Annotated in this window: 20 protein-coding genes and 3 pseudogenes; 11 read left to right on the top strand and 12 right to left on the bottom strand. The window is 70.7% G+C overall.

Annotated elements, in window-relative coordinates:
- Nucleotide 1: 1 nt before the first annotated feature.
- Nucleotides 2-215 (bottom strand): annotated as a pseudogene (locus tag OIE49_RS05745) (hypothetical protein); the annotation flags it as partial.
- On the opposite strand from OIE49_RS05745, the gene OIE49_RS05740 reads away from it, so the two are divergent.
- The 6 genes from OIE49_RS05740 to OIE49_RS05715 all read left to right on the top strand — a co-directional run bounded on the left by OIE49_RS05740 (nt 205) and on the right by OIE49_RS05715 (nt 5,331).
- On the top strand, nt 205-489 hold the full coding sequence (locus OIE49_RS05740) for a hypothetical protein (RefSeq protein ID WP_326806441.1): 285 nt from the start codon (nt 205-207) through the stop codon (nt 487-489). The pseudogene OIE49_RS05745 and the gene OIE49_RS05740 sit on opposite strands and share 11 nt — an antisense overlap.
- A gap of 502 nt (nt 490-991) precedes the next feature.
- Nucleotides 992-1,546, top strand: a complete 555-nt coding sequence (locus OIE49_RS05735; protein ID WP_100567404.1) for a SigE family RNA polymerase sigma factor — start codon at nt 992-994, stop codon at nt 1,544-1,546.
- Nucleotides 1,539-2,135 carry a hypothetical protein gene (locus OIE49_RS05730; protein ID WP_326801368.1) on the top strand — a complete coding sequence of 199 codons (597 nt, stop codon included), beginning with the start codon at nt 1,539-1,541 and terminating at the stop codon, nt 2,133-2,135. The genes OIE49_RS05735 and OIE49_RS05730 overlap by 8 nt, the downstream gene beginning before the upstream one ends.
- A gap of 405 nt (nt 2,136-2,540) precedes the next feature.
- Nucleotides 2,541-2,867 (top strand): hypothetical protein, encoded by a 327-nt coding sequence (locus OIE49_RS05725; RefSeq protein ID WP_326801367.1) that lies wholly within the window; start codon nt 2,541-2,543, stop codon nt 2,865-2,867.
- Between the two features lie 80 nt (nt 2,868-2,947).
- Nucleotides 2,948-4,534 carry a hypothetical protein gene (locus tag OIE49_RS05720; RefSeq protein ID WP_326801366.1) on the top strand — a complete coding sequence of 529 codons (1,587 nt, stop codon included), beginning with the start codon at nt 2,948-2,950 and terminating at the stop codon, nt 4,532-4,534.
- A gap of 59 nt (nt 4,535-4,593) precedes the next feature.
- Nucleotides 4,594-5,331 carry a hypothetical protein gene (locus tag OIE49_RS05715; RefSeq protein WP_326801365.1) on the top strand — a complete coding sequence of 246 codons (738 nt, stop codon included), beginning with the start codon at nt 4,594-4,596 and terminating at the stop codon, nt 5,329-5,331.
- Between the two features lie 234 nt (nt 5,332-5,565).
- On the opposite strand, the gene OIE49_RS05710 is transcribed toward OIE49_RS05715, so the two are convergent.
- Nucleotides 5,566-6,555 (bottom strand): quinone oxidoreductase family protein, encoded by a 990-nt coding sequence (locus OIE49_RS05710; protein WP_326801364.1) that lies wholly within the window; start codon nt 6,553-6,555, stop codon nt 5,566-5,568.
- A 93-nt stretch (nt 6,556-6,648) separates the two neighbouring features.
- Between OIE49_RS05710 and OIE49_RS05705 the strand changes: the two genes are divergently transcribed.
- Nucleotides 6,649-7,314 carry a TetR family transcriptional regulator gene (locus OIE49_RS05705; RefSeq protein WP_326801363.1) on the top strand — a complete coding sequence of 222 codons (666 nt, stop codon included), beginning with the start codon at nt 6,649-6,651 and terminating at the stop codon, nt 7,312-7,314.
- A gap of 253 nt (nt 7,315-7,567) precedes the next feature.
- Nucleotides 7,568-7,700, top strand: a pseudogene (locus OIE49_RS37055) (IS982 family transposase); the annotation flags it as partial.
- Nucleotides 7,701-7,723: 23 nt separating this feature from the next.
- Here OIE49_RS37055 and OIE49_RS05700 read toward each other — a convergent pair.
- A pseudogene (locus tag OIE49_RS05700) lies at nt 7,724-8,038 on the bottom strand (NAD-dependent dehydratase); the annotation flags it as partial.
- Between the two features lie 354 nt (nt 8,039-8,392).
- On the opposite strand from OIE49_RS05700, the gene OIE49_RS05695 reads away from it, so the two are divergent.
- Nucleotides 8,393-9,001: a hypothetical protein gene (locus tag OIE49_RS05695; protein WP_100567412.1), complete on the top strand. Its 609-nt coding sequence runs from the start codon at nt 8,393-8,395 to the stop codon at nt 8,999-9,001.
- Nucleotides 9,002-9,227: 226 nt separating this feature from the next.
- On the opposite strand, the gene OIE49_RS05690 is transcribed toward OIE49_RS05695, so the two are convergent.
- The 6 genes from OIE49_RS05690 to xylB all read right to left on the bottom strand — a co-directional run bounded on the left by OIE49_RS05690 (nt 9,228) and on the right by xylB (nt 16,678).
- Nucleotides 9,228-9,353, bottom strand: coding sequence for a hypothetical protein (locus tag OIE49_RS05690; RefSeq protein WP_326801362.1), 126 nt, complete (start codon nt 9,351-9,353; stop codon nt 9,228-9,230).
- A 403-nt stretch (nt 9,354-9,756) separates the two neighbouring features.
- Complete coding sequence (exaC, locus tag OIE49_RS05685; protein WP_326801361.1) at nt 9,757-11,280, bottom strand: acetaldehyde dehydrogenase ExaC; 1,524 nt, start codon at nt 11,278-11,280, stop codon at nt 9,757-9,759.
- 125 nt (nt 11,281-11,405) lie between these two features.
- On the bottom strand, nt 11,406-12,716 hold the full coding sequence (locus tag OIE49_RS05680) for a GAF domain-containing protein (RefSeq protein WP_326801360.1): 1,311 nt from the start codon (nt 12,714-12,716) through the stop codon (nt 11,406-11,408).
- Between the two features lie 48 nt (nt 12,717-12,764).
- The gene (locus tag OIE49_RS05675) at nt 12,765-13,367 is read right to left on the bottom strand and encodes an N-acetylmuramoyl-L-alanine amidase (RefSeq protein WP_326801359.1); all 603 of its coding nucleotides are present in this window, start codon (nt 13,365-13,367) and stop codon (nt 12,765-12,767) included.
- A 546-nt stretch (nt 13,368-13,913) separates the two neighbouring features.
- Nucleotides 13,914-15,122: an ROK family transcriptional regulator gene (locus tag OIE49_RS05670; protein WP_326801358.1), complete on the bottom strand. Its 1,209-nt coding sequence runs from the start codon at nt 15,120-15,122 to the stop codon at nt 13,914-13,916.
- A gap of 110 nt (nt 15,123-15,232) precedes the next feature.
- Complete coding sequence (gene xylB / locus OIE49_RS05665) at nt 15,233-16,678, bottom strand: xylulokinase (RefSeq protein WP_326801357.1); 1,446 nt, start codon at nt 16,676-16,678, stop codon at nt 15,233-15,235.
- 179 nt (nt 16,679-16,857) lie between these two features.
- Here xylB and xylA point away from each other — a divergent pair, with 179 nt between their 5' ends.
- Together xylA and OIE49_RS05655 are read left to right on the top strand one after the other, a co-directional pair.
- On the top strand, nt 16,858-18,024 hold the full coding sequence (xylA, locus tag OIE49_RS05660; RefSeq protein ID WP_326801356.1) for a xylose isomerase: 1,167 nt from the start codon (nt 16,858-16,860) through the stop codon (nt 18,022-18,024).
- 223 nt (nt 18,025-18,247) lie between these two features.
- Nucleotides 18,248-18,430 carry a hypothetical protein gene (locus OIE49_RS05655; protein ID WP_100567433.1) on the top strand — a complete coding sequence of 61 codons (183 nt, stop codon included), beginning with the start codon at nt 18,248-18,250 and terminating at the stop codon, nt 18,428-18,430.
- A 162-nt stretch (nt 18,431-18,592) separates the two neighbouring features.
- Here OIE49_RS05655 and OIE49_RS05650 read toward each other — a convergent pair whose 3' ends face one another.
- The 3 genes from OIE49_RS05650 to OIE49_RS05640 form a co-directional block, all read right to left on the bottom strand.
- Nucleotides 18,593-19,471 (bottom strand): hypothetical protein, encoded by an 879-nt coding sequence (locus OIE49_RS05650; RefSeq protein ID WP_326801355.1) that lies wholly within the window; start codon nt 19,469-19,471, stop codon nt 18,593-18,595.
- A 134-nt stretch (nt 19,472-19,605) separates the two neighbouring features.
- A complete protein-coding gene (locus OIE49_RS05645; RefSeq protein WP_326801354.1) occupies nt 19,606-20,205 on the bottom strand; it encodes a class I SAM-dependent methyltransferase in 600 nt (199 codons plus the stop codon).
- A 174-nt stretch (nt 20,206-20,379) separates the two neighbouring features.
- Nucleotides 20,380-20,808: a PPOX class F420-dependent oxidoreductase gene (locus tag OIE49_RS05640; RefSeq protein ID WP_326801353.1), complete on the bottom strand. Its 429-nt coding sequence runs from the start codon at nt 20,806-20,808 to the stop codon at nt 20,380-20,382.
- Between the last annotated feature and the right edge of the window lie 42 nt (nt 20,809-20,850).

Below are 20,850 nucleotides of genomic sequence, written 5' to 3'. Positions count from 1 at the left end.
AGTCCCGGACGGTGTCCTCGTCGGCCTGCACCAGCTGGGCGACCACCGGCACCCGGTTCCCGCCGCCCGAGGCCAGCAGCATCATCGCGCGCTGGAACCGAACCCAACTGGTCTGCCCCGGGCGCACGATGTGCTGCAGCCGTTGGCCCCTCCTGGTCGGTCAACCTCCGCACACGGACGAGTGGTTCACCTGAGGTCCGCCCGTTGTTCGGCACCGACAACAACTCGGCGGCCAAGCCCTCCGAACGGGGCATGCGGATCGGCTGCCAGCAGTACAACTTCCGTTTCCTCGCCTACCGCATGGCCCTGGGCCTGGACGATGTGATCCGCGGCGGCGACACCGCGCTGCTACGGCTCGGGGAACCGGCCTCGCCTGTTCCCGAGTCTGTCTCCGCCCTGCTGCTGGAACACATCGCGAACCGCGACAACATGAACAATGCCACCAACCCGGCATCCGGTCGGCTCGTCCGCAGCCGTCGGACGGGGTAGCCGTTCCGCCCGGACCACCTGTCCGCGCTCCTGAGCGAGATCGGGTCCCGGCCGCACCCGCCCGCAGCGCCATCCGGCAGCAACTCCTCAAGTTGCCTGCGCCCGTCGTCGCGGACGCTCTTGGCTATCACGACAAGACCACCACCCGGCTTCTCAAGGAGACTGGCGGGACATGGAGCCGATACGCCCCCGGTGACCACAACACCGTGACCGAGAGAGGGGGACAAGGGACTCGGCCTCACCCTGCCAGTGTCTGTGCCATGCCCACACTCACCCCGCCGGACGGCGCCCGAGTCAGATCCCGGGTCCGTAACCAGGGTCCGGCTGCTGGCGAGGGGTCCACCCCAGTCGCGCGATTGAGGGAACTGGCGATGCTGGATGGCTGTACCGGCTGGGGTGGATCAGGCAGGGTCGTGCGTCGAGTTGTCTGTCTGGCCGTCGTCCAGGATCACGGGGAAACTCCATTGGAGCCGCGCAGCCACCGTTCAGCGTGAGAAGGGGTATGCGACCACCACCACAGAATGTGCCGGGGCGCGGTGTGGACGAGCGTGATTTTGACGCCTTCTACACCGCGAGCGTCGGCCGGCTCGTCGGCCAGTTGTACGCGATGACAGGTGACCTGGCTGAGTCTCAGGACGTGGTGCAGGAGGCCTTCGCCCGGGCCTGGGAACGCTGGGCCGAGTTGGACCTGAACGGTGCCCCCGAAGCGTGGGTGCGCACGGTGGCCTGGCGGCTGGCGGTCAGTCGGTGGCGGCGGGCGCGCACCGCGCTGGCCTTCGCCCGGCGGCAGGGTCCGCCCGCCGCCGTACCGCCGCCGGAACCACACCACGTGCTGCTGGTCCAGGCACTGCGGCGGATCCCCGAGGCGCAGCGGCGGGCCGTGGTGCTGCATCATCTGTGTGATCTGCCGGTGGAGCAGGTGGCTGCCGAGACCGGTTGCCCCGTCGGCACGGTCAAGGCGCACCTGAGCCGCGGACGGGCGGCGCTGGCACGTCTGCTGGCCGATACGGACCTAGAGCTGCGGACGACCCGGCTGCCGGAGGTGAGGCATGGCTGACAGGACGGAACTGGAGCGGTGTCTGGAGCGAAACCTGGCCGGGCTCGCCGAGTCGGGCCGGCAGCAGGTGATGCCGCTTGCCGCGCACCGGGTGCGGGCCCGTGGTGAGCAGCGTATGCGCCGCCGACGGGCGGCTGTGGCGTTCGGCGGCGCGCTGCTGGCCGCCGCTGTGGTGGTGGGCGGTCTGTCGCTGTTCCGAGCCGCCCGGGTGCCGGAGCCGGCCGCGATCGCGCCGGCGCCGACCGTTTCAGGCTTCGTGCCGCCGTCGCCCGCACACGGCGAGGAGTACGCCAGTGAACTGGGCTACGTGTACGGCGCGGTGGCGCAGGGCGACATGGTGCGGGTCACCGTCGAGCAGCTCCGTACCGTCAGGGGGACCGCGGTGCCCACGGGTGTGGTGCACACGCTGACCCTGCCGCAATGGACGCTGGTGGAAGCACGGCGGCTCTCCGGCGGGTCCCCTGCGGATATGCAGTTGGACCAGTTGGTGAGCCGACTGGCTGCCGGGCCGCGGTGGATGTTCGCGATCGACTACAACAGCGAGGGCCGGGTGGAGTCCTTGCGGGAGGCCGACTGGCCCGCCGAGTGAGGCCGCCGCCGCATTCACGGCATCGAGGTGCAACCCAGAGGCGGGCCAGGGCGTAGAGCTCATGTATCCCGACTGCATCTGATCCGATGGGACCTTGCCATGCTCAATTCTCGCCGCCGAACCGGCGCCCTTCCCCTGACCGCTCTGGCCTTGACCGCTCTTGCCCTGACCGCATGCACCGGCAAGGCAGGCGAAGGGCAGGCGGAGGTTCCTGCCCCGGCAACATCGGTGACGGCTTCAGTGTCGGCGTCCGGACACGCCGCCGTGCCGACCCCGCTCACCACGAAGGTTCCGGCTACTGCGACGACCCCACCCACCGCGACGACCCCACCCACCGCGACAACCGCGCCCGGCGACGACACCGCCCCGGCCGGCACGACACGCTGGGCCGGTACCAAGCAGTTCATGCAGATACGCGAGGGCTGGATCAGTGGCGGACGGACCTACCTGTCAGTGCGGACGGCCCGGAAGGTGGCCGTCACAGACCCGCACGAGGCGTGGCTGATCATCCCCGGTGAAGGGCCCTACACCACGGTGCTCATGGCCACAGACGCCCGGGTGCTGCTATCGGTCCCGCTGGGCGACAACTCCGCCCCCCACCCCTACTCCCAGACCGAGCTCGTCAACCGGCTGATGGCCGAGCCGAGCTCCTCCCGCTCGGGGCTGGGGTACGACCTCAGCTTCGACGGGAAGGGCCAGGTGACCAGATTGCAGTCGCTGTACACCTCCTGAGTGAGCCGGGGCGCCTTGGCCGAGCCGCTGCCCGGGGGCATGTGCGGCGGCCGGCGGGGCCGGCCACGCGGTCACAGCTGGTGGCCTACGGCTGGCGCAAGGACATCACCGTCCATGAGCTCCTGGATCCGCTGCCCGCCCTGGTCACCGCGGACCCGGCCCGGGGGCGGGCGCGGGTGGCGCGAATCCAGCCACTGTGCGAACGTCTTGTCCTTCACACCGACGGCAAGGAGACCAACGCTGCCCGCCCGCGGTGGTGGAACGTCCTGGCCGGGGCAGACCCCGTGGCCCTTGCCGATCTCGCAGCCACCGGCTTGCTCAGCGACTGCAACGGCCCGAACACCATCCTCCACGGCGCCCGAGAAGACCTCTGGCGCGCGTGGAACGGCACCGCCGATCCGGTTGTGGCAACCGCGCTCCGCATCACCTTGGACACCCCGCTCCTCCAAGCCGACGCCGCACTTCTGGACCGGCTCGCCCGGACAGTCGGCCCCTCCACGCCCGACGGCGTTCCACAACTGCTGCGCATCGCACTGAGCAGGGCCGACGAGCGGCAAGCGAACCGCGACTCCTCCAGCGACGGGACGAGGCTGGCCGACGCGCAACTGGTCGCGGAACTCAAGGCCGTCGCCGAACGCGTCGGCGCCCCGCAGCTCACGCGCCTGCCCGAACCATCGGTCACCGACGAGTCCCAGCCCCGCCGCAGCGCACCCATCCCCGCGCAGTCGGCCACGGCCCCGACCTCACCTGCCGCCCCGTCGCTCGCGCCCTCCGAACCGGTCGGCCTGATCCGGGTACTGCGCGCATGGCACCTGAGCCCGTACGAGGCTGGCGCACCACAACACACCCTCGAACAGATGAGAGACCTCGTCGGCGACGGCCTGCTCAACCTCGCTGCCCGAGGACAGACCGACGAGGCCGCACAAGTCCTGCGTGCCATCGCCGGCCCCTTCGACTTCCGGGACGGTCCCCTCCTGCTGCGCCGACTTGCGGACAAGCTTCGCCAGAACGGCCATGACGCGCTCGCCGCCGAAGCCTACGCACTGACATGGGTGCGCACCCGTGGACAAGGCGGATGGCTGAACTTCGGAGGCGAGACAGCCCTCGACGCCCTTCGTACGGCTGCGCAACTCGATCGCACCCTCACCCACCGCGTCATCACCGAAGAGGCCGAAGCAGTGGTGAGCGCCGGCCGGTACGGGACCCACGGCATCACCCAGGCACTGATCTTCGCCTTCGCCCAGCAAGCCTTCGCCCAGCAAGCCTTCGCCCAGCAAGCCTTCGCCCAGCAAGCCTTCGGCCTGCCCCCGAACGACTCCCTCGACCTGGCCTTCGCCCTCTGGGACGAAGCCGCAACGGTCATCGAGAGCAGAGCACCACGCGTCCACGACAGCGACGACCCCCAGCACCCCTACCGCGCCCCCGACAACGACAACGGAACCCCCGTACCCGGCGATCTCGACCACGCCTTCGCGACCGCGGCACTGGCCGCAGTCGCACACGCGGACCGGGAAGGCAAATGCCGAGCGATGGTTGCGACGCGATCTCTGGTCACACTGCGCCCCGAAGCCACGGCACCTGCCATGGCCCTCGCACTGGAGCAACTCTCCGATCCGGCGACGATGCGGCCAGCGTGTCCATGGGAGCGTCGGACCCGGCCGGGCTGAACCCGCCGAGCCGCCTGTGGACCTCCGCCGCACGGGGAGACAGCCCGAGAGACCGCGTCGTGACGGGGATGGTGGCAGAGGTGGCTGGCGCGCGGCTGAATGAAGCCGAGCAACTGCAGCCTGGGCTGATCCGAGCGGTCCTCGCCAGGGTTCGCCGCGAGGTTGACACGGAGCGCACCATCGAGAGGAACAAGGCCCAGTCCCGCGCTAACCTCAGCGCCGACGAGGGCGAGCTGCCGGACGCCTACCTCGCCATCGAGGAGACCATCGAAGAGGCGATTCAAACGGTGGCAGCGGGTAGCCGCGCGCACAGGCTCTCGCAGGGCCTGGGCCTGAGCGATCCGGCAGCTTGGGAGGACCAGCTGGCCACCGTACTGACAGACGACCCCCGCATTCCGCTGGCCTTCGAAGAGGCACGCTGGCCACGCCCCGACCTTCCTCTGCCACCCGGCCCGGACGACCCGGCCAGCCAGGACACTCCGCTGATCGGAACAACCGCCGAGGCCATCTCCACACGGCCACTGACGCAAGCCGCCGCCCTCACCGGACAGACCCTCCCGGGCTGGCGCACCCTCGCTCCCGTGGAGGAACGCGAGTTCCTGTCACCGCACACCCGGACGACCGGCCTGACCGTCGTGAACTTCTCAGGCCCGGAAGTGACGGATTACGGGAACCAGGACAGCGGCGCCACCCCCTTCTCGGACGGAGACATCGAAGAGTGGACCCGACCGCCAGGGCAGCACCCCGCTGCTGACGTCCCGCCGGGGATCCCGCTCTCGGCCTCGACCGCGCCATGACCGCCGCCGCAGACGCCGACCAAGGCCTGGGTCTGCCCGGCTTCGCACTGACACCCGCCACGTGGCTGCCTGCCGCGCTGCGCCTGACACCCGGAGCCTGCTGACACTGGAGGACGACCGCGGTCCGGCCCTGCGGCTCATCTGCTGGCGCACCGAGTACGAGCGGAGCGCCTACCGCCTACCGCCAGCCGTGGCCGCGGACGACCGGCTGCGATGGCGCTCAATGCCTACCAATCAGGTCGGCTCGGCTGGTGTCAAGGCGATGCGTCCGTTGAGGGAACGGCTTGTCATCCGCTCGTGGGCGGTGACCGCCTGACTGAACGGGAGCACGTCGACCTCGGTCCGGCCGAGTCCGGCGGCGACGACTTGGACGGCTGCTTCGAGCGCGGGCTTCACGGTGTCCGGGTGCGTGGGCAGGTAGGCGCCGGCGTTGAAGCCCATGACCGCGACGCTTTTGAACCAGAGCCGGCTGGTCTCGACCGAGTGGCCCCAGTCCCCACTCGCGTTACCGGAGGCGATGAGCCGGCCGCCGGAGCGCATCACATCCAGGCTTCTGTCGCGCAGCTCTCCGCCGACGGGGTCGATGACGACGTCGAAAAGTTCCTCGCCGACCGCTGCCAGCTCGGCCGAGTCGATGATCTCGTCATACGGGAGCTTCGTGGCCGCGGCGGCCTGGAGCTTGCTTGCGCGGACCGTGCCGACCACCCGACCGGCCCCCAACTGCTTGGCCATGCCGGGAAACGCCGCGGAGAAGCCGCCGAGCGCCCCATGGATCAGGACGCTCTCGCCCTCGGCCAGTTGGGCCACGCGCGTCAGCGCGACGTGGGCCATCGCGGCATTCGGCACGACCGATACCGCGAGAGCGGGATCGATGTCGTAGCCCTCAAGGGACACGGCGAGAGCCGCACGTCCGATGAAGACGGAGGCGTAACCGCCGGTGCCGCCGTTGGACATCGAAACGACTCTCTCACCGACCGTGAATCCGGTGACCCCCTCGCCGAGAGCGCGCACCGTTCCGGTGACTTCGAGACCGGGGACGAAGGGCGGCTGCGGCATCCCCGGCTGGTCCTTGAAGCGGCCCTCGCGGAAGAACAGATCGATCAGGCCGACGGCGGCGTGGGTGACGTCGATGGCGATCTCGCCCGGGCCCGGCGTGGGATCGGGCAGCTCCACCACTTCGAGAACGCTCGGATCTCCGTACCGGATGGCTTGCACAGCCTTCATGGCGTTCCTCCCACAGACTTAGCGCACCTCGTGATGCGTTATGTTTCGACGGTAGCACGCGTAACGCAACACGCCATGCGTTACCGTTGTGGGGTGCGGGAGAGGGCGAGATCGACGGAGGACAAGGCGCAGCGTTCCAAGGACCTGCTCGACGCCGCGGAGGAGCTCGCGCTCGAACTCGGTGGAGTGCGGTTCGTGACCGTCGCGGGGGTGACCGAGCGCGCCGGCCTTCACCGCACCGGCGTGCGGCGCTACTACGCGAGCAAGGAAGAGCTGCTGCTGGAACTCGCGGAGCGCGGCTGGACCCGCTGGCGTGACACGATCAGCTCGCGACTCTCGGCACAGACCGGCCTCGGTCCATCCGATGTGTCGAGCCTGCTGGCCGAGACGATCGCATCACTGCCCGTGTTCTGCGACCTCCTCACCCACGCCACGATGAGCCTGGAGGGTGACGTGGACATCGAGCGCGCCCGCCGCTACAAGACTCAGGCGTTCGCGGCGCACGACCGGATCGTCGAGACGCTGGACCGCGCGAGCGTGATGTCGCACAGCCAGTTGCAGGCGCTGGTCGGCGGGACGCTCCCGCTGGCCGGCGGGCTCTGGCAGGCCGCCCATCCCACGCCGGTCCTTGCCGAGCTGTATGAGCAGGTTCCCGCATGGGGGCATCTCGCGCTCGATTTCCCGGCCCATCTCACACTGCTGCTGCGCGCGATGGCCGCAGGGCTCATCGAGACGCTGCCCGTCTCCGAGACCGGCTGAGTGTGACAGCCGGACCTGCTGCCGGTTCCCGTACGTTGAGGGAGTCGCGGCCTCCGTCGACTCTGGCGGACGGCTGACGGGGCGTCGGGTGCACTGTCACGGGAAACATGTGCGCTCATGACGAACCCGGCGAGCTTCACGGGGAGCGGAACTCGTCCCCCTCCACCTGAACTTGACCTGTCCCCGCCACCGCCCGCTGACCCACGCCGCCCTCGCCAACGGCTGCGGAGTAAACGTCCCGGGGAACATGACAAAACAGCAGGGTGGGCGGATCTTCGACGGTGTCGCGATCCGGGTCGCTCAGCGCATCTTCGCGGTGGTCGCAGCGATCCGGCACAACCCATTGGACCGGCACACCGGTCCCACGGTCGCTCATCGCCTACGACCGCTGGCAGACCGACGCTCGCGCCTATGTCCCGCGCATCCCGGCCCGCGCGAACTCCGTCATGCCTTCCTCGAAACCGCCCTCCGGCTTCCAGCCCGGCCCGGCCCGCAGCCGCGACGAGTCCGCGGTGATGTGCCGTACGTCCCCGAGCCGGTACTCGCCGGTGACGACCGGCTCGGGGCCGCCGTACGCGGCGGCCGGCGCCCGTGCCGTCGCGCCGACGGTGTGCGGTTCGCCGCTGCCGGTGTTGTACGCCGTGAGCGCACCCCCGGCGGCCTCCGCCTCCAGCGCCACCGCGTTGGCCGCTGCCACGTCCCGGACGTGGGGTCTCCGTTGTTGCGCTGTCGGACCATCCGGTTGATTTCCGCTGCGCTCTTCGAGATGCACGACGAATGGATCGCCTTACCTCGCCGCCACCTCCCCGAAGGCGATATGGGTGATATCTGCCGTAAGCTCTCTTTTGGTTCCTCCGTGCTACCCAACGCACCGAAATGCAACCGCCAGTTGATCCCCAACGCCATGACGAGGGACACTACCTGGCGGATGCGTGTTCCCGATCGAGTGGCACTCGCTTCGGTATCCTCCCGTGCAGGTCATCAGGGGCCATTTACCCAAAGATTACTGGGCAGTTGACCTCAGGGTTTCGTGGTAGCGTCCTTGTTACGAGGGACAGTGCAACCTGAAAGGGAAATCGTGAACACGGAGAAGATCGCCGCTCGCCGCCTCTCGCTGGAAGAGGTGACGAAGCTCGGCGTGAAGGACAGGCTCTTCGTTTCCGCCGACACGGCAGAACTCAAGCTTCCCGACTGCTATGTCCCTGCTTTTCTGACCAAGTCCGGTGAGGATTTCGAGGGCGGCTCGATTACGGCGAGAACCGTATTCCAGGAAGAGGTCTCCTGCCTTCCCGACGACGAGAATGAAGCCGGAATCTACTTGGCCGACGAGAACGGCTCGGTGACCATCGAGGTCCTCCAGTCCGCCGGTGTCGTGCTGGACCTGGCACTTTTCGTCCCTGGTGGGGACAAGGGGGCCCTCACGGCCCTTTACGCTGCGGCTCGGCAGGCGTTCGGCGCCGACATCGTGCAGATCTGGCGCCAGGGCCTCAAGGAGGTTCCCGACGTGAAGGTCGACATCTTCGAGGAGCAGATTCCCCGGGGGCGCAAGGGGGGCGACAGCCCCAAGCGTGACCGTCGCGCGATCGACACCTACCCCACCCGTGCGGACTTCATCGAGTTCTCCGCGGGGTGGAAGCCGGTTGTTGAGGTTCACAGGCCGATTGTTGACAACACCCCGACCATCTGAGGCGGCGTTACCTCTCGGTCTCAGCCTGAGAGAACGCCGAGAACGCATGCGCCGGACCCGGTCGACCCCTTAGCGGCCCAGGGGGCCGTCGGAAAATAACTCACGGAGCCGAACGCCGTTCGACTCGATGGCCTCGCGAGACAGCCCGCCTGACCAAGACCAAAGCCTGAAGCCTCTGCGACAGCCCTCGGGGCTTCGGCGTAGTCGAGTGACGTCCACTTCGTGCTCAGGCGAGGCCGAGGAGTGTGAGGGGTCGGCGGGCATCACGCGCATTGCGGTGATGGCCGGAGGCGATGTTCTTCGCGCCGTTCAGTCGCAGGGCGCCGACCGCGAGGTTGTGCCAGGTCGCCATAGCGCGGGGTGGGCTGTCGGTCCGCCACCGCGCACGCGGTCAGGTCGAGGACGACGGCCAGCGCGTGCCGCACTCCTCGTAGCCGGATCATCTGCTATCAGCCCGAACGCCCAGCCCAGCCGCTCATCCCATGCACGAGCGTCGTCCGCATCTGCGCCTGTCTCTTCAGCCACGCAGGGATCATCCCCCGGCACCGTCGGCTGGCTCCGCCCGACGGTGCGCGGAGACGCAGGTCACCGAGGCGCAATGGACATGAGACAGGAACCGTCCGCTCGCGCTCCCTTCACCGCAAGTGGTCACGAAACGGACGCCCGCCGACTACGTCGAAGCCCTGCTGCTCAGGTGTGCGCCGAGAAGGGCGCCTGACGGGCATCTTCCCTGGTCAGGCGCCCTTTTTCTGTGTCTAGAAGAAGCCGAGCTTCTTCGGCGAGTACGACACCAAAAGGTTCTTCGTCTGCTGGTAGTGGTCCAGCATCATCTTGTGTGTCTCGCGGCCGATTCCGGACTGCTTGTAGCCGCCGAAGGCGGAGTGTGCCGGGTAGGCGTGGTAGCAGTTGGTCCAGACGCGGCCCGCCTGGATGGCGCGGCCCGCGCGGTAGGCGGTGCCGGTGTCCCGGGTCCACACACCCGCGCCGAGGCCGTACAGCGTGTCGTTCGCGATCTTGATCGCGTCGTCGAAGTCGTCGAAGGACGTCACCGAGACCACCGGCCCGAAGATCTCCTCCTGGAAGATCCGCATCCGGTTGTCGCCCTCGAAGATGGTCGGCTGTACGTAGTAGCCGCCCTTCAACTCACCCTCGTGCTCGATGCGTTCCCCGCCGGTCAGGACGCGCGCGCCCTCCTGCCGCCCGATGTCCAGGTAGGAGAGGATCTTCTCCAGCTGGTCGTTCGAGGCCTGAGCCCCGATCATGGTCTCCGTGTCGAGGGGGTGGCCCGTCGTGATGAGCTTCGTGCGGGCGACTGCCGCCTCGACGAACTCCGCGTAGTGACCGCGCTGGATCAGCGCCCGGGACGGGCAGGTGCACACCTCGCCCTGGTTGAGCGCGAACATCGTGAAGCCCTCGAGCGCCTTGTCGCGGAAGTCGTCGTCCGCCGCCGAGACGTCGTCGAAGAAGATGTTCGGCGACTTGCCGCCGAGCTCCAGCGTGACCGGCTTGATGTTCTCGGCGGCGTACTGCATGATCAGCCGCCCCGTCGTCGTCTCGCCCGTGAACGCCACCTTCGCCACTCGCGGGCTGGAGGCGAGCGGCTTGCCCGCCTCCACGCCGAAGCCGTTGACGATGTTCAGCACCCCGGGCGGCAGCAGGTCGGAGACGAGGCTCAGCCAGTAGTGGATCGAGGCAGGGGTCTGTTCGGCGGGCTTGAGCACCACCGCGTTGCCCGCGGCGAGCGCGGGCGCCAGCTTCCAGGTCGCCATCAGGATCGGGAAGTTCCACGGGATGATCTGCGCGACCACCCCGAGCGGCTCGTGGAAGTGGTACGCCACCGTGTCGTTGTCGATCTCCCCGAGCGACCCCTCCTGCGCCCTGATCGCGCCCGCGAAGTAGCGGAAGTGGTCGATGGCCAGCGGGATGTCGGCCGCCAGCGTCTCGCGGACCGGCTTGCCGTTCTCCCAGCTCTCGGCGATTGCCAGGGATTCGAGGTTGGCCTCCATGCGGTCGGCGATCTTCAGCAGGATGTCGGAGCGTTCGGTCACGGAGGCGCGCCCCCAGCCCGGGGCGGCCGCGTGCGCCGCGTCCAGCGCCCGCTCGACGTCCTCCGCCGTTCCGCGCGCGACCTCCGTGAAAGGCTGCCCGTTCACCGGCGAGGGGTTCTCGAAGTACTGTCCGCGGGCCGGCGGCACGTACTCGCCGCCGATGAAGTGGTCGTAGCGCGCCTGGTAGGAGACGATCGCGCCCTCGGTGCCGGGCGCCGCGTAACGGGTCATTCTGGTCTGCCTCCCTCAGCAGCGCTGCCCGCCGTTGGGCAGCTCTCGGCGCGAGGCTAGACACGCCGACGTTGCAAGGACGTTGCGGAACGGGCCACCGACGCGCGGTGGCGGGCCCGAAACGGTCAGCGGGGTACCGGACCGTGCCAGCCGGGCGGCGCCGCCAACTCCGCCTCGAGCGCGGCGAGCCGGGCCCGGGCCGTCGCGGTCGGCAGCACGGCGACGAGGGCCCGCCACACGTCCAGGTCGTCCTCGCCCCACGGCGCGTGCACCCAGTCGGCCAGCAGGTCGGGGTCGCGACAGGCGATCAGCGAGCTCCGCATTCCGTCGGCGAGACGCTGTCGCAGCCGCACCACCGCCGGAGCCTGTGAGCCGGGCAGCAGTGGACCGGAGTAGGCCGCGGCGGCCGCCACGACCGCCCCTGTCTCCAACCGGTGCTGGACGGCGGCCGCGTCCGAGCCAACCGGAACGGTCAGCCGGTACGGTCGCGAGGCGAGCACCCCCGCACCGAGCACCTTACGCAGCCGGGCCAGTTCGGCCCGCAGCGTCACCGGCGTCACCGACTCGTCCTCGTACAGCGCGCACAGCAACTGGTCCCCGGTCAGACCCTCCGGATGACGGGCCAGCAGCACCATGATCTCGCTGTGCCGGCGGCTCAGCCGAACACCGCGGCCGCCGACCACCAGCCGGGCCTCGTCCCGGCCGAGGGCGGTCAACTCGGCCGCGCCGGCGGCGGGCCGGCGCGGGGCGAGCAGCGCCAGCTCGGACTCGGCGGCCCGTGCAACCGCCCGCACGAAACCGAGGCTGTGCGGGTGCGCGAGCCCGTGCCCACCGGTGATGTCCACGGCGCCGAGCACCTGTCCCGTGCGCGGATCGTGCACGGGGGCCGCCGCGCACGTCCAGGGCTGGACGCGCCGGATGAAGTGCTCGGCCGCGAACTGCACCGGGCGGTCCAGCGCGACCGCCGTGCCCGGCGCGTTCGTCCCGACCGCGGTCTCCGACCAGCGCGCGCCCGGCACGAAGTTCATTCGGTCCGCCTTGCGCCGGGTCCCCGGATGTCCCTCCACCCACAGCAGCCTGCCGTGCGCGTCGCACACCGCGAGCAGATGCTCGCCGTCGGCGGCGTACGTGCCTAGCAGCTCCCGGAACAGCGGCATCACCAGCGCCAGTGGATGCTCCGCCCGGTAGGTGCCGAGGTCACTGTCGCCGAGTTCCACGCTCGCCGTGCCGTCCGGCCCGACACCCGCCCGGGCGGAACGCCGCCACGAGTCGGCCACCACCGGACGCACCGGGCGCGGCACGGTGCCCACCGCGGTGAACGTCTCGTGCGCCCGGCGCAGGGCGCGAACACGCTCGGAAGGGTCGGCTCCCGGTTCCAGGGCCACCCACGGATCGGTCAATGCGGCCTCCCCGGACGGCGATGCGGCTGTGGACATCGTCACTCCCGGTGCGCGCCCGGACAACCTTTTCGTCCGGGCTCTCCGTCAGGCGAAGTTCACGAGTCTGATGTAGCGCACCCAGTCCCAGTCGGGCCCGGGATCGGTATGGTCCGTGCCCGGTACCTCATGGTGCCCGATGATGTGCGCGCGGTCCTTGGGGATGCGGTATCGGTCGCAGATCGCCGCGGTGAGCCTGGCCGACTCCTCGTAGAGGGCGTTGGTGAAGTAGGCAGGCTTGTCCACCCAGCCTTCGTGCTCGATGCCGATGCTGCGGGTGTTGTAGTCCCAGTTCCCGGCGTGCCAGGCGACGTCCGACTCGCGGACGCACTGCGCGACGTGTCCGTCGGCGGACCGGACGACATAGTGCGCGGACACCTCCTTCTTCGGATTCTGGAAGATCGCCAGGGTGCTGGCGTACGTCTCCTGGGTGACGTGGATGACCACCCGGTCCACCGAGTAGCTCGTGGGCCGGCTGGACGCCGTGTAGTTGGAGCTGCTCGCCGGCTGCCACTCGGCCTCCGGGTAGTCGACTGCCTGGGGCCGCGCGTCGACCCGCGTGGCGGGAAGTAAGGCGTAGGGGACGACTGCCAGGGCGGCACCCTTGAGCAGGTGGCGTCGGCTGGGGAGGAGTGGTCGTGCCCGGTCCATGGGTGGTGGCCTTTCTGTGTGGGGGAGTAGTGGTGCGGGTGTCTCGGGGAGGGGCGGGAGGCCGCTAAACCGTCCATGAGGGGGTACGTGGTTCGGTCGGTGGGTGAGGAGTCCGTGCGGTCCGCGGCGAGTCTCGCTCACCGACGGCCGCTCCTCGTGGAGCGTGGCCACGCACGCGGCGTCGGTGTCACACGGATCGGTCAACGGGGACTCGGCGGCCTGGGTGGCCGGCCGGCCGGCGGCCGACCGAACGGCGGTCAGGCGCGAGTCACTTCACCGGGTCGAGCCGGGGTATTCGGAACGCGTCAACCGCTCGACGTGTCGAGCCGGTGGGCCTGGCGTGACTGTCCGGGACAGCTGGTGTTTCCCCGTCATGAGAACCCCTTCGACACCCGAGATCCGCCGGCGATCCGACTCGACGACGGCACCTCGCGTGAATCACGTTACGGGGCTCGCGGGTTGGGCAGAAGAGCCCGGTGGGGCTCGGTGGACTCCCGCGGAATTGTGGAAAACTCCGCCACTCGATCGGGTGAAGTGGGTCTGAGATCAGGCGCGTTCGGCCACTGCCGCCGGGTCGTCGAGGACGGACCGCACCACCGCGTGCGCGGCGCCCAGCAGCGGCCCCTCGGGGCCCAGTCGGGACACCGACACCGGACAGGCGGCCCCCGCGGTCCGGCTCGCCAACTCCGCCTCCAGGGAAGGCAGGAGCCAGGGCGCGAGTGCGGACAGGGCACCGCCCAGCACGACGCTCCGGGGGTCGAGCAGGTTGACGGCCCCGGTCAGCGCGACGCCCAGTGCCCTGCCGGCATCCCGCAGGGCCCGCCGTACTTCCTCGTCGCCCGCGGCGGCGCGGGTCGCCAGCAGTCCGACCCGCCCTTCGCCCGGCTCCAGGCCGGCCGCCCGCAGCACGGCTTCCTCTCCCGCGTACTGCTCCAGGCAGCCGCGCCCGCCGCACGGGCACGCGGGCCCGTCCGGTTCGACCGGCACATGCCCCAGCTCGCCCGCGAAACCGCGCGTCCCGCGCAGCAGCTGCCCGTCGACCACCACGGCGGCACCAATGCCGATCTCCGCCGACACATGCAGGAAGTCACGCGGCGTGTCCTCGCCGAGCCAGAGTTCCGCGAGTCCGCCGAAGTTCGCCTCGTTGTCCACCGTCAGGGGCAGCCCGGGCGGCAGCAGGGCGCCGAGGTCGGTGTCGTTCCAGTCGAGATTGGGGGCACGCACGACCGTACGACCGTCCCGTGCGATCAGTCCCGGCACCGCGACCGAGAGTCCCGCGGCCCACAGGTCCTGCCGCTCCGCCTCGGCGACGACCTGGCGTATCAGCGCGGTGAGTTCGCTCGCCACCGGTTCGGGGGAGCGGCCCCGGTTCGTTCCACGGCGTACCGCCCGCGCCCGCACCTGGCCGCGCAGGTCGACCACGCAGGCCGCGAGGTGGTCGACCCCGACCTCCGCGCCGACCCCGGCGGGGCCGTGCCCGCTGACGGCCAGGGCCGAACCGGGACGGCCCACCCGGCCGGGCCGCTCGGGCCCCAGCTCTTCCAGAAGTCCGGTCCGGACGAGTTCGTCGACGAGGGTCGACACCGCGGCACGGGTCAGTCCGATGCGTGAGGCGACCGCCGCCCGCGACAGCGGCCCCTCGGCGCGGACGGTGTGCATGACCCGGGCGAGGTTGCGACGGCGCATGCCCTGCTGGGTGTCGGGCAGCGTGCGCCCCGGACCGGCGGAGTGGGTCTCGTGCAGCGGTGCGGTCATGCCTCCGTCGTCCTCGGTGTCTTCCTTGGTCGGTGTCCGCCGGCGCTCTGCGTCGAACGATGCGGTGCGGGCGGACGGCCGCGGGACGGCCGTCCGCCCGCCGGTGTCCGTCAGGGGGTCCGCGTCCCGCGCTCCAGCAGCGGTGCCGCATCGGAGAGTACCCCGGAGATCCTGTTCAAGGTCGCCTCGTCGCGCTCCACTGCCTCGAGCACCGGGCCGTCGGCCGTGCGCCAGCGGCGGGCGACCGCGGCCGGATCCTCGCCGGTGAGCAGCCCCGCGGCCTGGGCGGCGGCGCCCAGCGCGACCAGCTCTCGGGCCTCCGGGATTTGCACGGGCCGCCCGGACAGGCGCCGCACGGTCTGCTGCCAGGCCGTGCCCCGGGCGCCGCCGCCGATCAGCAGCAGCGGGGTGGTGCGGTCGGCGTCCTGGTCCAGCACCAGGTCCAGCGCGCCGAGCAGGGCGTGCACGGCGCCGTCGTAGGCGGCCTGCAGCAACTGTCCGGGCGTGGTGTCGTGGCGCAGCCCGTGCAGCAGCCCGGACGCGTTCGGCAGGTTCGGGGTGCGTTCGCCGTCCAGGTAGGGGAGCAGCGTGACGGACGTACCGGGTTCCACGGCCTCGCGGTCCCGGCCGAGCAGAGCGGCGACCCGGTCGACGGCGAGCGTGCAGTTGAGGGTGCAGGCGAGCGGGAGCCAGTCACCGCGCGCGTCGGCGAAACCGGCCACCGTGCCCGTCGGGTCGGCCGACCGGTGGCGGGACACCGCGTACACCGTGCCGGAGGTGCCGAGACTCAGTACCGGTGTGCCCGGCCGCAGCCCGAGGCCCAGCGCGGCGGCAGCGTTGTCACCGGTGCCGGCCGCCACCAGTGTGCCCTTGGAGAACGGCAGGTCATGGCTGTCGCGCACGGTCCCCGCCACCTCGCCCGGACGCACCACCCGGGGCAGCAGCGCCGGATCGAGCCCCACATGGGCCAGGGTCTCCTCGTCGTACGCCTCGGTCGTGGACGCCCACCAGCCCGTACCCGAGGCGTCCCCCCGATCCGTCGTGCCCTCGCCCGTCAGGTGCTGCGTGAGGTAGTCGTGCGGCAGGCGCACCGCCGCCGTCGACCGCGCCGCCTCCGGCTCGTGCTCGGCGAGCCAGGCCCATTTCGTGACCGTGAAGGAGGCCCCCGGCACGCTGCCCGTGCGCTCCGCCCAGGCTTTGGGGCCGCCCAGTTCCTCGACGAGACGGCGGGCCTGCGGCGCCGAGCGCACGTCGTTCCACAGCAGGGCGGGCCGCACCGGGACGCCCTGCGCGTCCAGGGTCACGAGTCCGTGCTGCTGGCCGGCGATCGACACGGCGGCCGCCTCGTGGGCCGCCTCCCCGCACTGCTGGAGCGCCGCGCACAGGGCGTCCCACCACTGGCGCGGGTCGCTCTCGCGGCCGTCGCCGGACGAGACGGTGTGCGGCGCCTGCCCGCTCGCCACGACCTGTCCGGTGGCCGCGTCGACGACGAGCACCTTGGTGGACTGCGTGGACGAGTCCACACCGACGACGAGCGGACCCTCGGCTGCTGACATCGGCTCTCCCTCTTTCCGCGGCTCGCGGGATCTGACCTGCAGTTCTTTTGGTGTACACGGCCCGGCGACGCGGGGTGCCGACCCGGTCGTGGCCCTTGTTCCCTTCCCAGGGACGCGTCGGCATACTAATTTGTAAATCGCCATGACGAAATAGTCGCAAGCGAGCAAGGAGCCGCGGCATGAGCTACCAGCCCACCCCCGAGGACAGGTTCACCTTCGGCCTGTGGACCGTCGGCTGGCAGGGACGGGACCCGTTCGGCGACGCCACGCGCCGTGCCCTCGACCCGGTCGAGACGGTGCAGCGCCTGGCCGAACTCGGCGCACACGGCGTGACCTTCCACGACGACGACCTGATCCCCTTCGGCGCCTCCGACACCGAGCGCGAGTCGCGCATCAAGCGCTTCCGGCAGGCGCTCGATGCGACCGGCATGACCGTGCCGATGGCCACCACGAACCTCTTCACCCACCCGGTCTTCAAGGACGGCGCGTTCACGGCCAACGACCGCGACGTGCGCCGCTACGCGCTGCGCAAGACGATCCGCAACATCGACCTGGCCGTCGAACTCGGCGCGAAGACGTACGTGGCCTGGGGCGGCCGCGAGGGCGCCGAGTCCGGCGCGGCCAAGGACGTGCGGGCCGCGCTGGACCGCATGAAGGAGGCGTTCGACCTCCTCGGCGAGTACGTCACCTCCCAGGGCTACGACATCCGCTTCGCCATTGAGCCCAAGCCGAACGAGCCGCGCGGCGACATCCTGCTCCCGACCGTCGGCCACGCGCTCGCGTTCATCGAGCGCCTGGAGCGCCCGGAGCTGTACGGCGTCAACCCTGAGGTCGGCCACGAGCAGATGGCCGGGCTCAACTTCCCGCACGGCATCGCCCAGGCGCTGTGGGCGGACAAGCTCTTCCACATCGACCTCAACGGCCAGTCCGGCATCAAGTACGACCAGGACCTGCGCTTCGGCGCCGGTGACCTGCGCGCCGCCTTCTGGCTGGTCGACCTGCTGGAGAGCGCCGGCTACGAGGGCCCGCGCCACTTCGACTTCAAGCCACCGCGGACCGAGGACCTGGACGGCGTGTGGGCCTCGGCCGCCGGCTGCATGCGCAACTACCTCATCCTCAAGGAGCGTTCGGCCGCCTTCCGGGCCGACCCGGAGGTCCAGGAGGCCCTGCGCGCTTCCCGGCTCGACGAGCTGGCGCAGCCCACGGCGGCGGACGGCCTGGAGGCGCTGCTCGCGGACCGCTCGGCCTTCGAGGACTTCGACGTCGAGGCGGCCGCGGCTCGCGGGATGGCCTTCGAGCGGCTCGACCAGCTCGCGATGGACCACCTGCTGGGGGCACGCGGCTGACACGGAGACTTCCGGCATCTGGGCACACACACGCGCGTGTGTGTGCCCAGGGTGGTCCTGGGAGCGCAGCGACCCAGGTCCCGCGCGCGGCCGAGGAGAGCGTTCCCAGCGCGACCAGTAGGGGTGCGCCTCAGGGGCGTCTCAGGGTCGAGGTCCGGAACCGCCGGGAGCGCGGACCCGTTCTCACAGCAGAGAGCGGCAGTGGCCGCGAAGGAGGCGACAGATGTCGAAGAACGCGAAGATCGCCGCAGGAGGAGTGGCGGTCGGGCTCATTCTGCTGATCTGGCTGCCCTGGTGGGTCGCCGTCCTGATAGTGCTCGGAGTCCCGGCCGCCGCATACCTCGCCCTGGACCCCTCGCAGCGGCGCCGGCTGCGCCGCGTCACCCGCAAGGAGCTCGGCCGCTGAAGTGCTCCCGTCCCCGCGCGCTCCTGCCAGGGGCGCATGAGCCGGCCACATCGCCGTTCGCGGGCCTGCCGACGATCCGGTCCGCGGGCGTCCGGCCATCGAACTCAACCCACGCCATCAGCGCGTCGGACTCCGGCGGTCGCCCCCTCTGAGCACAGGAGCTCAGAGGGGGCGTACGGCCAGCTTGTCGAGGGCTTCCAGCAGACCCGGCAGCTCCGGCCCACGACCGATCGGCAGGACCTCGCCGGGCTCGTCGTCGAGGAGCACGAAGGCGATGTCGTCGGTGCGGGCCACCATCGACCAGCCCGGACCGTCGGCCCGCAGGGTACGCGCGTCGCCGGGCGCGAAGGACGACCGGACCCGGCCCAGCGGCGGAGGCTTGTCCACGTACGCGCGTGCCTCCGCCAGCGCGCGCCGGATGCCGCTGTGGCTCGGAGAAGGCTTGCCACCCGTTCCGTCCGCCGGTTCGCTGTTTCCGTGGGCCGACGCGCTCGACGGATCGTCGTCTTCCCCGGTGCGGGCGCTGTCCGCGGGAGCGAGGAACTCCGCGTCGTCGAGCTGCTCGCGCCACACCGCCCACTGCAGCGCGATCTCGTCGGCGCCCAGACGACGCTGGGCCGGTCCCCAGGCACCGCTGTCGGGCGGGGACAGCGCGGTCCCGCCGGAGGACTCCGGGTCCGGATCGTGCGGCGCGGGCACGCCGGGAGCCGCCACGGCGAGGGTCAGGGGCCAGCCCGGCAGGGCGGCGACGACGCTGCGCTCGTCGGGAGACAGGTCGTACTCCATTCCGCAGTCCCAGGACGCGACGGCCACGGCGACCAGCGGCACGTCGTCGACGGCGACCGTCCACCGCGCCCCGTCGCCGTCCTGACCGAGCACCAGGCCGTACCCGTCGGCGAGCGGTGCGAGGCCGAGGGCCGCACAGGCCTCCGGGTAGTCGTCCCCCAGAACGCTCGGAAACTGCGCGGGCGTCAGCAGTACCGCCGTGAGCACATACAGAGCGTCGTCCGCGGTGGCGACCTCCTCTTCAGTCCCGGCCATCCCAGCCTCCCCATCGGTTCGCCCAACGGCGCGCACCCTAGTGCGAGGGGAAGGCCCTTGTCACGACTCCCGTGCACACTCGGACCTGCGGTCCCTCACCCGGAGACCGTGGGGCCGGCGAGGTCGGACGGCGGTCAGTCCTCGCGTGCGGCCAGGGCCAGGAAGCGGGTGTCCTCGTCGACGTAGGACGTCAAGCGCCATCCCGAACCGGAGAGCAGCGGGCGGAGGTTGGGTTCCGCACGCAGATCGTCCGGCGTGATCCGCCGGCCCTGACGCGCGGCGAGCGCCGCACGGCCGATCGGATGGAAGAGCGCCAGCGTGCCGCCGGGGCGTACGACGCGCCGCAACTCGCGGAGGTTCTCCGCTGGGCGAGGAAGGTGAGCGATGAGGCCCGCGGCGAACACGGCGTCGAACGACCCCGACACGAGTGGCAGCGCGCCCACATCGGCGAGCAGCAGCAGTCCTTCCCGGTCCCGCCCGGCCCTTACGGCGGCCTCCAGCATGGCCCACGTCAGATCGGCGCCGACGACGATGCCCGAAGCGCCCACGGCCGCGCGCAGCGGGGGCATGGCGCGCCCGGTGCCGCAGCCCGCGTCGAGGACGCGGTCGCCCTCGCGCAGCCCGAGCTCGGCGACCGCGGCCGCATAGGCGGGACCATCGTCCGGGAACCGGTTGTCCCAGTCGGCGGCGCGGGCCGTGAAGAACTCCTGGATGTGTGTGTGGTCGTCGCTCATGTTCCGCATGATCCCCCACCGGGGCGGACGGATGCCGGGTAGGCGGTTCCTCGTTCGGCTGGTCGCGTGCGCCGGGCGGATCGCAGGGACGCACCACCCGGCTCCTCGACTTCACGTGCCGAAGGCGACCGGCCGCGTACGGACCGACGGGCGGGAGCCCGCCGGTGGTGGGGGTCAGTCCGCGAGATCCTTCACCGCCACCACCTTGTCGACCCTGACCCGGACCAGGAGTTCGCCCGGCACGCCGTTGCGGGCTCCGAACTCCTCGCCGCGATCCTCGCCCATGTATCGGCTGCCGATGCGGGTGGCCCACTGCCGGAGTTCGTCGAGGTCCTCCGAGAGCCGGGCGCGGCCCTGCAGCACCACGAACGTGAACGGCGGCCGTTCGTCGTCCACGCACAGGGCGACCCGGTCGTCACGGGCCAGATTTCGCCCCTTCACGGTCTCCTTCCCGGTGTTGAACACCACGTCGTCGCCGTCGAGCAGGAACCAGATCGGCGCGACATGAGGGCTCCCATCGGCCCGAACGGTCGACAGCTTGCCGGTGCGGGTGCCGTAAGAGACGAAAGCCCGCCATTCCTCGTCGGTCATCTTTTGTGCCATGGTGCCCATCCTCCTTGCCGGGACAGTGGCGGTGGGGAAGGC

This window comes from Streptomyces sp. NBC_01788 (genome assembly GCF_035917575.1).
Lineage (GTDB): Bacteria > Actinomycetota > Actinomycetes > Streptomycetales > Streptomycetaceae > Streptomyces.
Note: the sequence above shows the minus strand (reverse complement) of the source record. Positions and strands in the feature narration are given on the sequence as shown.

Coding starts and splice junctions, on each gene's coding strand:
- OIE49_RS05710 (WP_326801364.1), bottom strand. CDS start 6,555: ATGAAGGCTGTGCAAGCCATCCGGTACGGAGATCCGAGCGTTCTCGAA.
- OIE49_RS05655 (WP_100567433.1), top strand. CDS start 18,248: ATGTCGAAGAACGCGAAGATCGCCGCAGGAGGAGTGGCGGTCGGGCTC.
- OIE49_RS05650 (WP_326801355.1), bottom strand. CDS start 19,471: ATGGCCGGGACTGAAGAGGAGGTCGCCACCGCGGACGACGCTCTGTAT.
- OIE49_RS05640 (WP_326801353.1), bottom strand. CDS start 20,808: ATGGCACAAAAGATGACCGACGAGGAATGGCGGGCTTTCGTCTCTTAC.
- xylA (WP_326801356.1), top strand. CDS start 16,858: ATGAGCTACCAGCCCACCCCCGAGGACAGGTTCACCTTCGGCCTGTGG.
- OIE49_RS05670 (WP_326801358.1), bottom strand. CDS start 15,122: ATGACCGCACCGCTGCACGAGACCCACTCCGCCGGTCCGGGGCGCACG.
- xylB (WP_326801357.1), bottom strand. CDS start 16,678: ATGTCAGCAGCCGAGGGTCCGCTCGTCGTCGGTGTGGACTCGTCCACG.
- OIE49_RS05735 (WP_100567404.1), top strand. CDS start 992: ATGCGACCACCACCACAGAATGTGCCGGGGCGCGGTGTGGACGAGCGT.
- OIE49_RS05645 (WP_326801354.1), bottom strand. CDS start 20,205: ATGAGCGACGACCACACACACATCCAGGAGTTCTTCACGGCCCGCGCC.
- OIE49_RS05680 (WP_326801360.1), bottom strand. CDS start 12,716: ATGTCCACAGCCGCATCGCCGTCCGGGGAGGCCGCATTGACCGATCCG.
- OIE49_RS05675 (WP_326801359.1), bottom strand. CDS start 13,367: ATGGACCGGGCACGACCACTCCTCCCCAGCCGACGCCACCTGCTCAAG.
- OIE49_RS05725 (WP_326801367.1), top strand. CDS start 2,541: ATGCAGATACGCGAGGGCTGGATCAGTGGCGGACGGACCTACCTGTCA.
- OIE49_RS05730 (WP_326801368.1), top strand. CDS start 1,539: ATGGCTGACAGGACGGAACTGGAGCGGTGTCTGGAGCGAAACCTGGCC.
- OIE49_RS05690 (WP_326801362.1), bottom strand. CDS start 9,353: ATGGCGACCTGGCACAACCTCGCGGTCGGCGCCCTGCGACTGAACGGC.
- exaC (WP_326801361.1), bottom strand. CDS start 11,280: ATGACCCGTTACGCGGCGCCCGGCACCGAGGGCGCGATCGTCTCCTAC.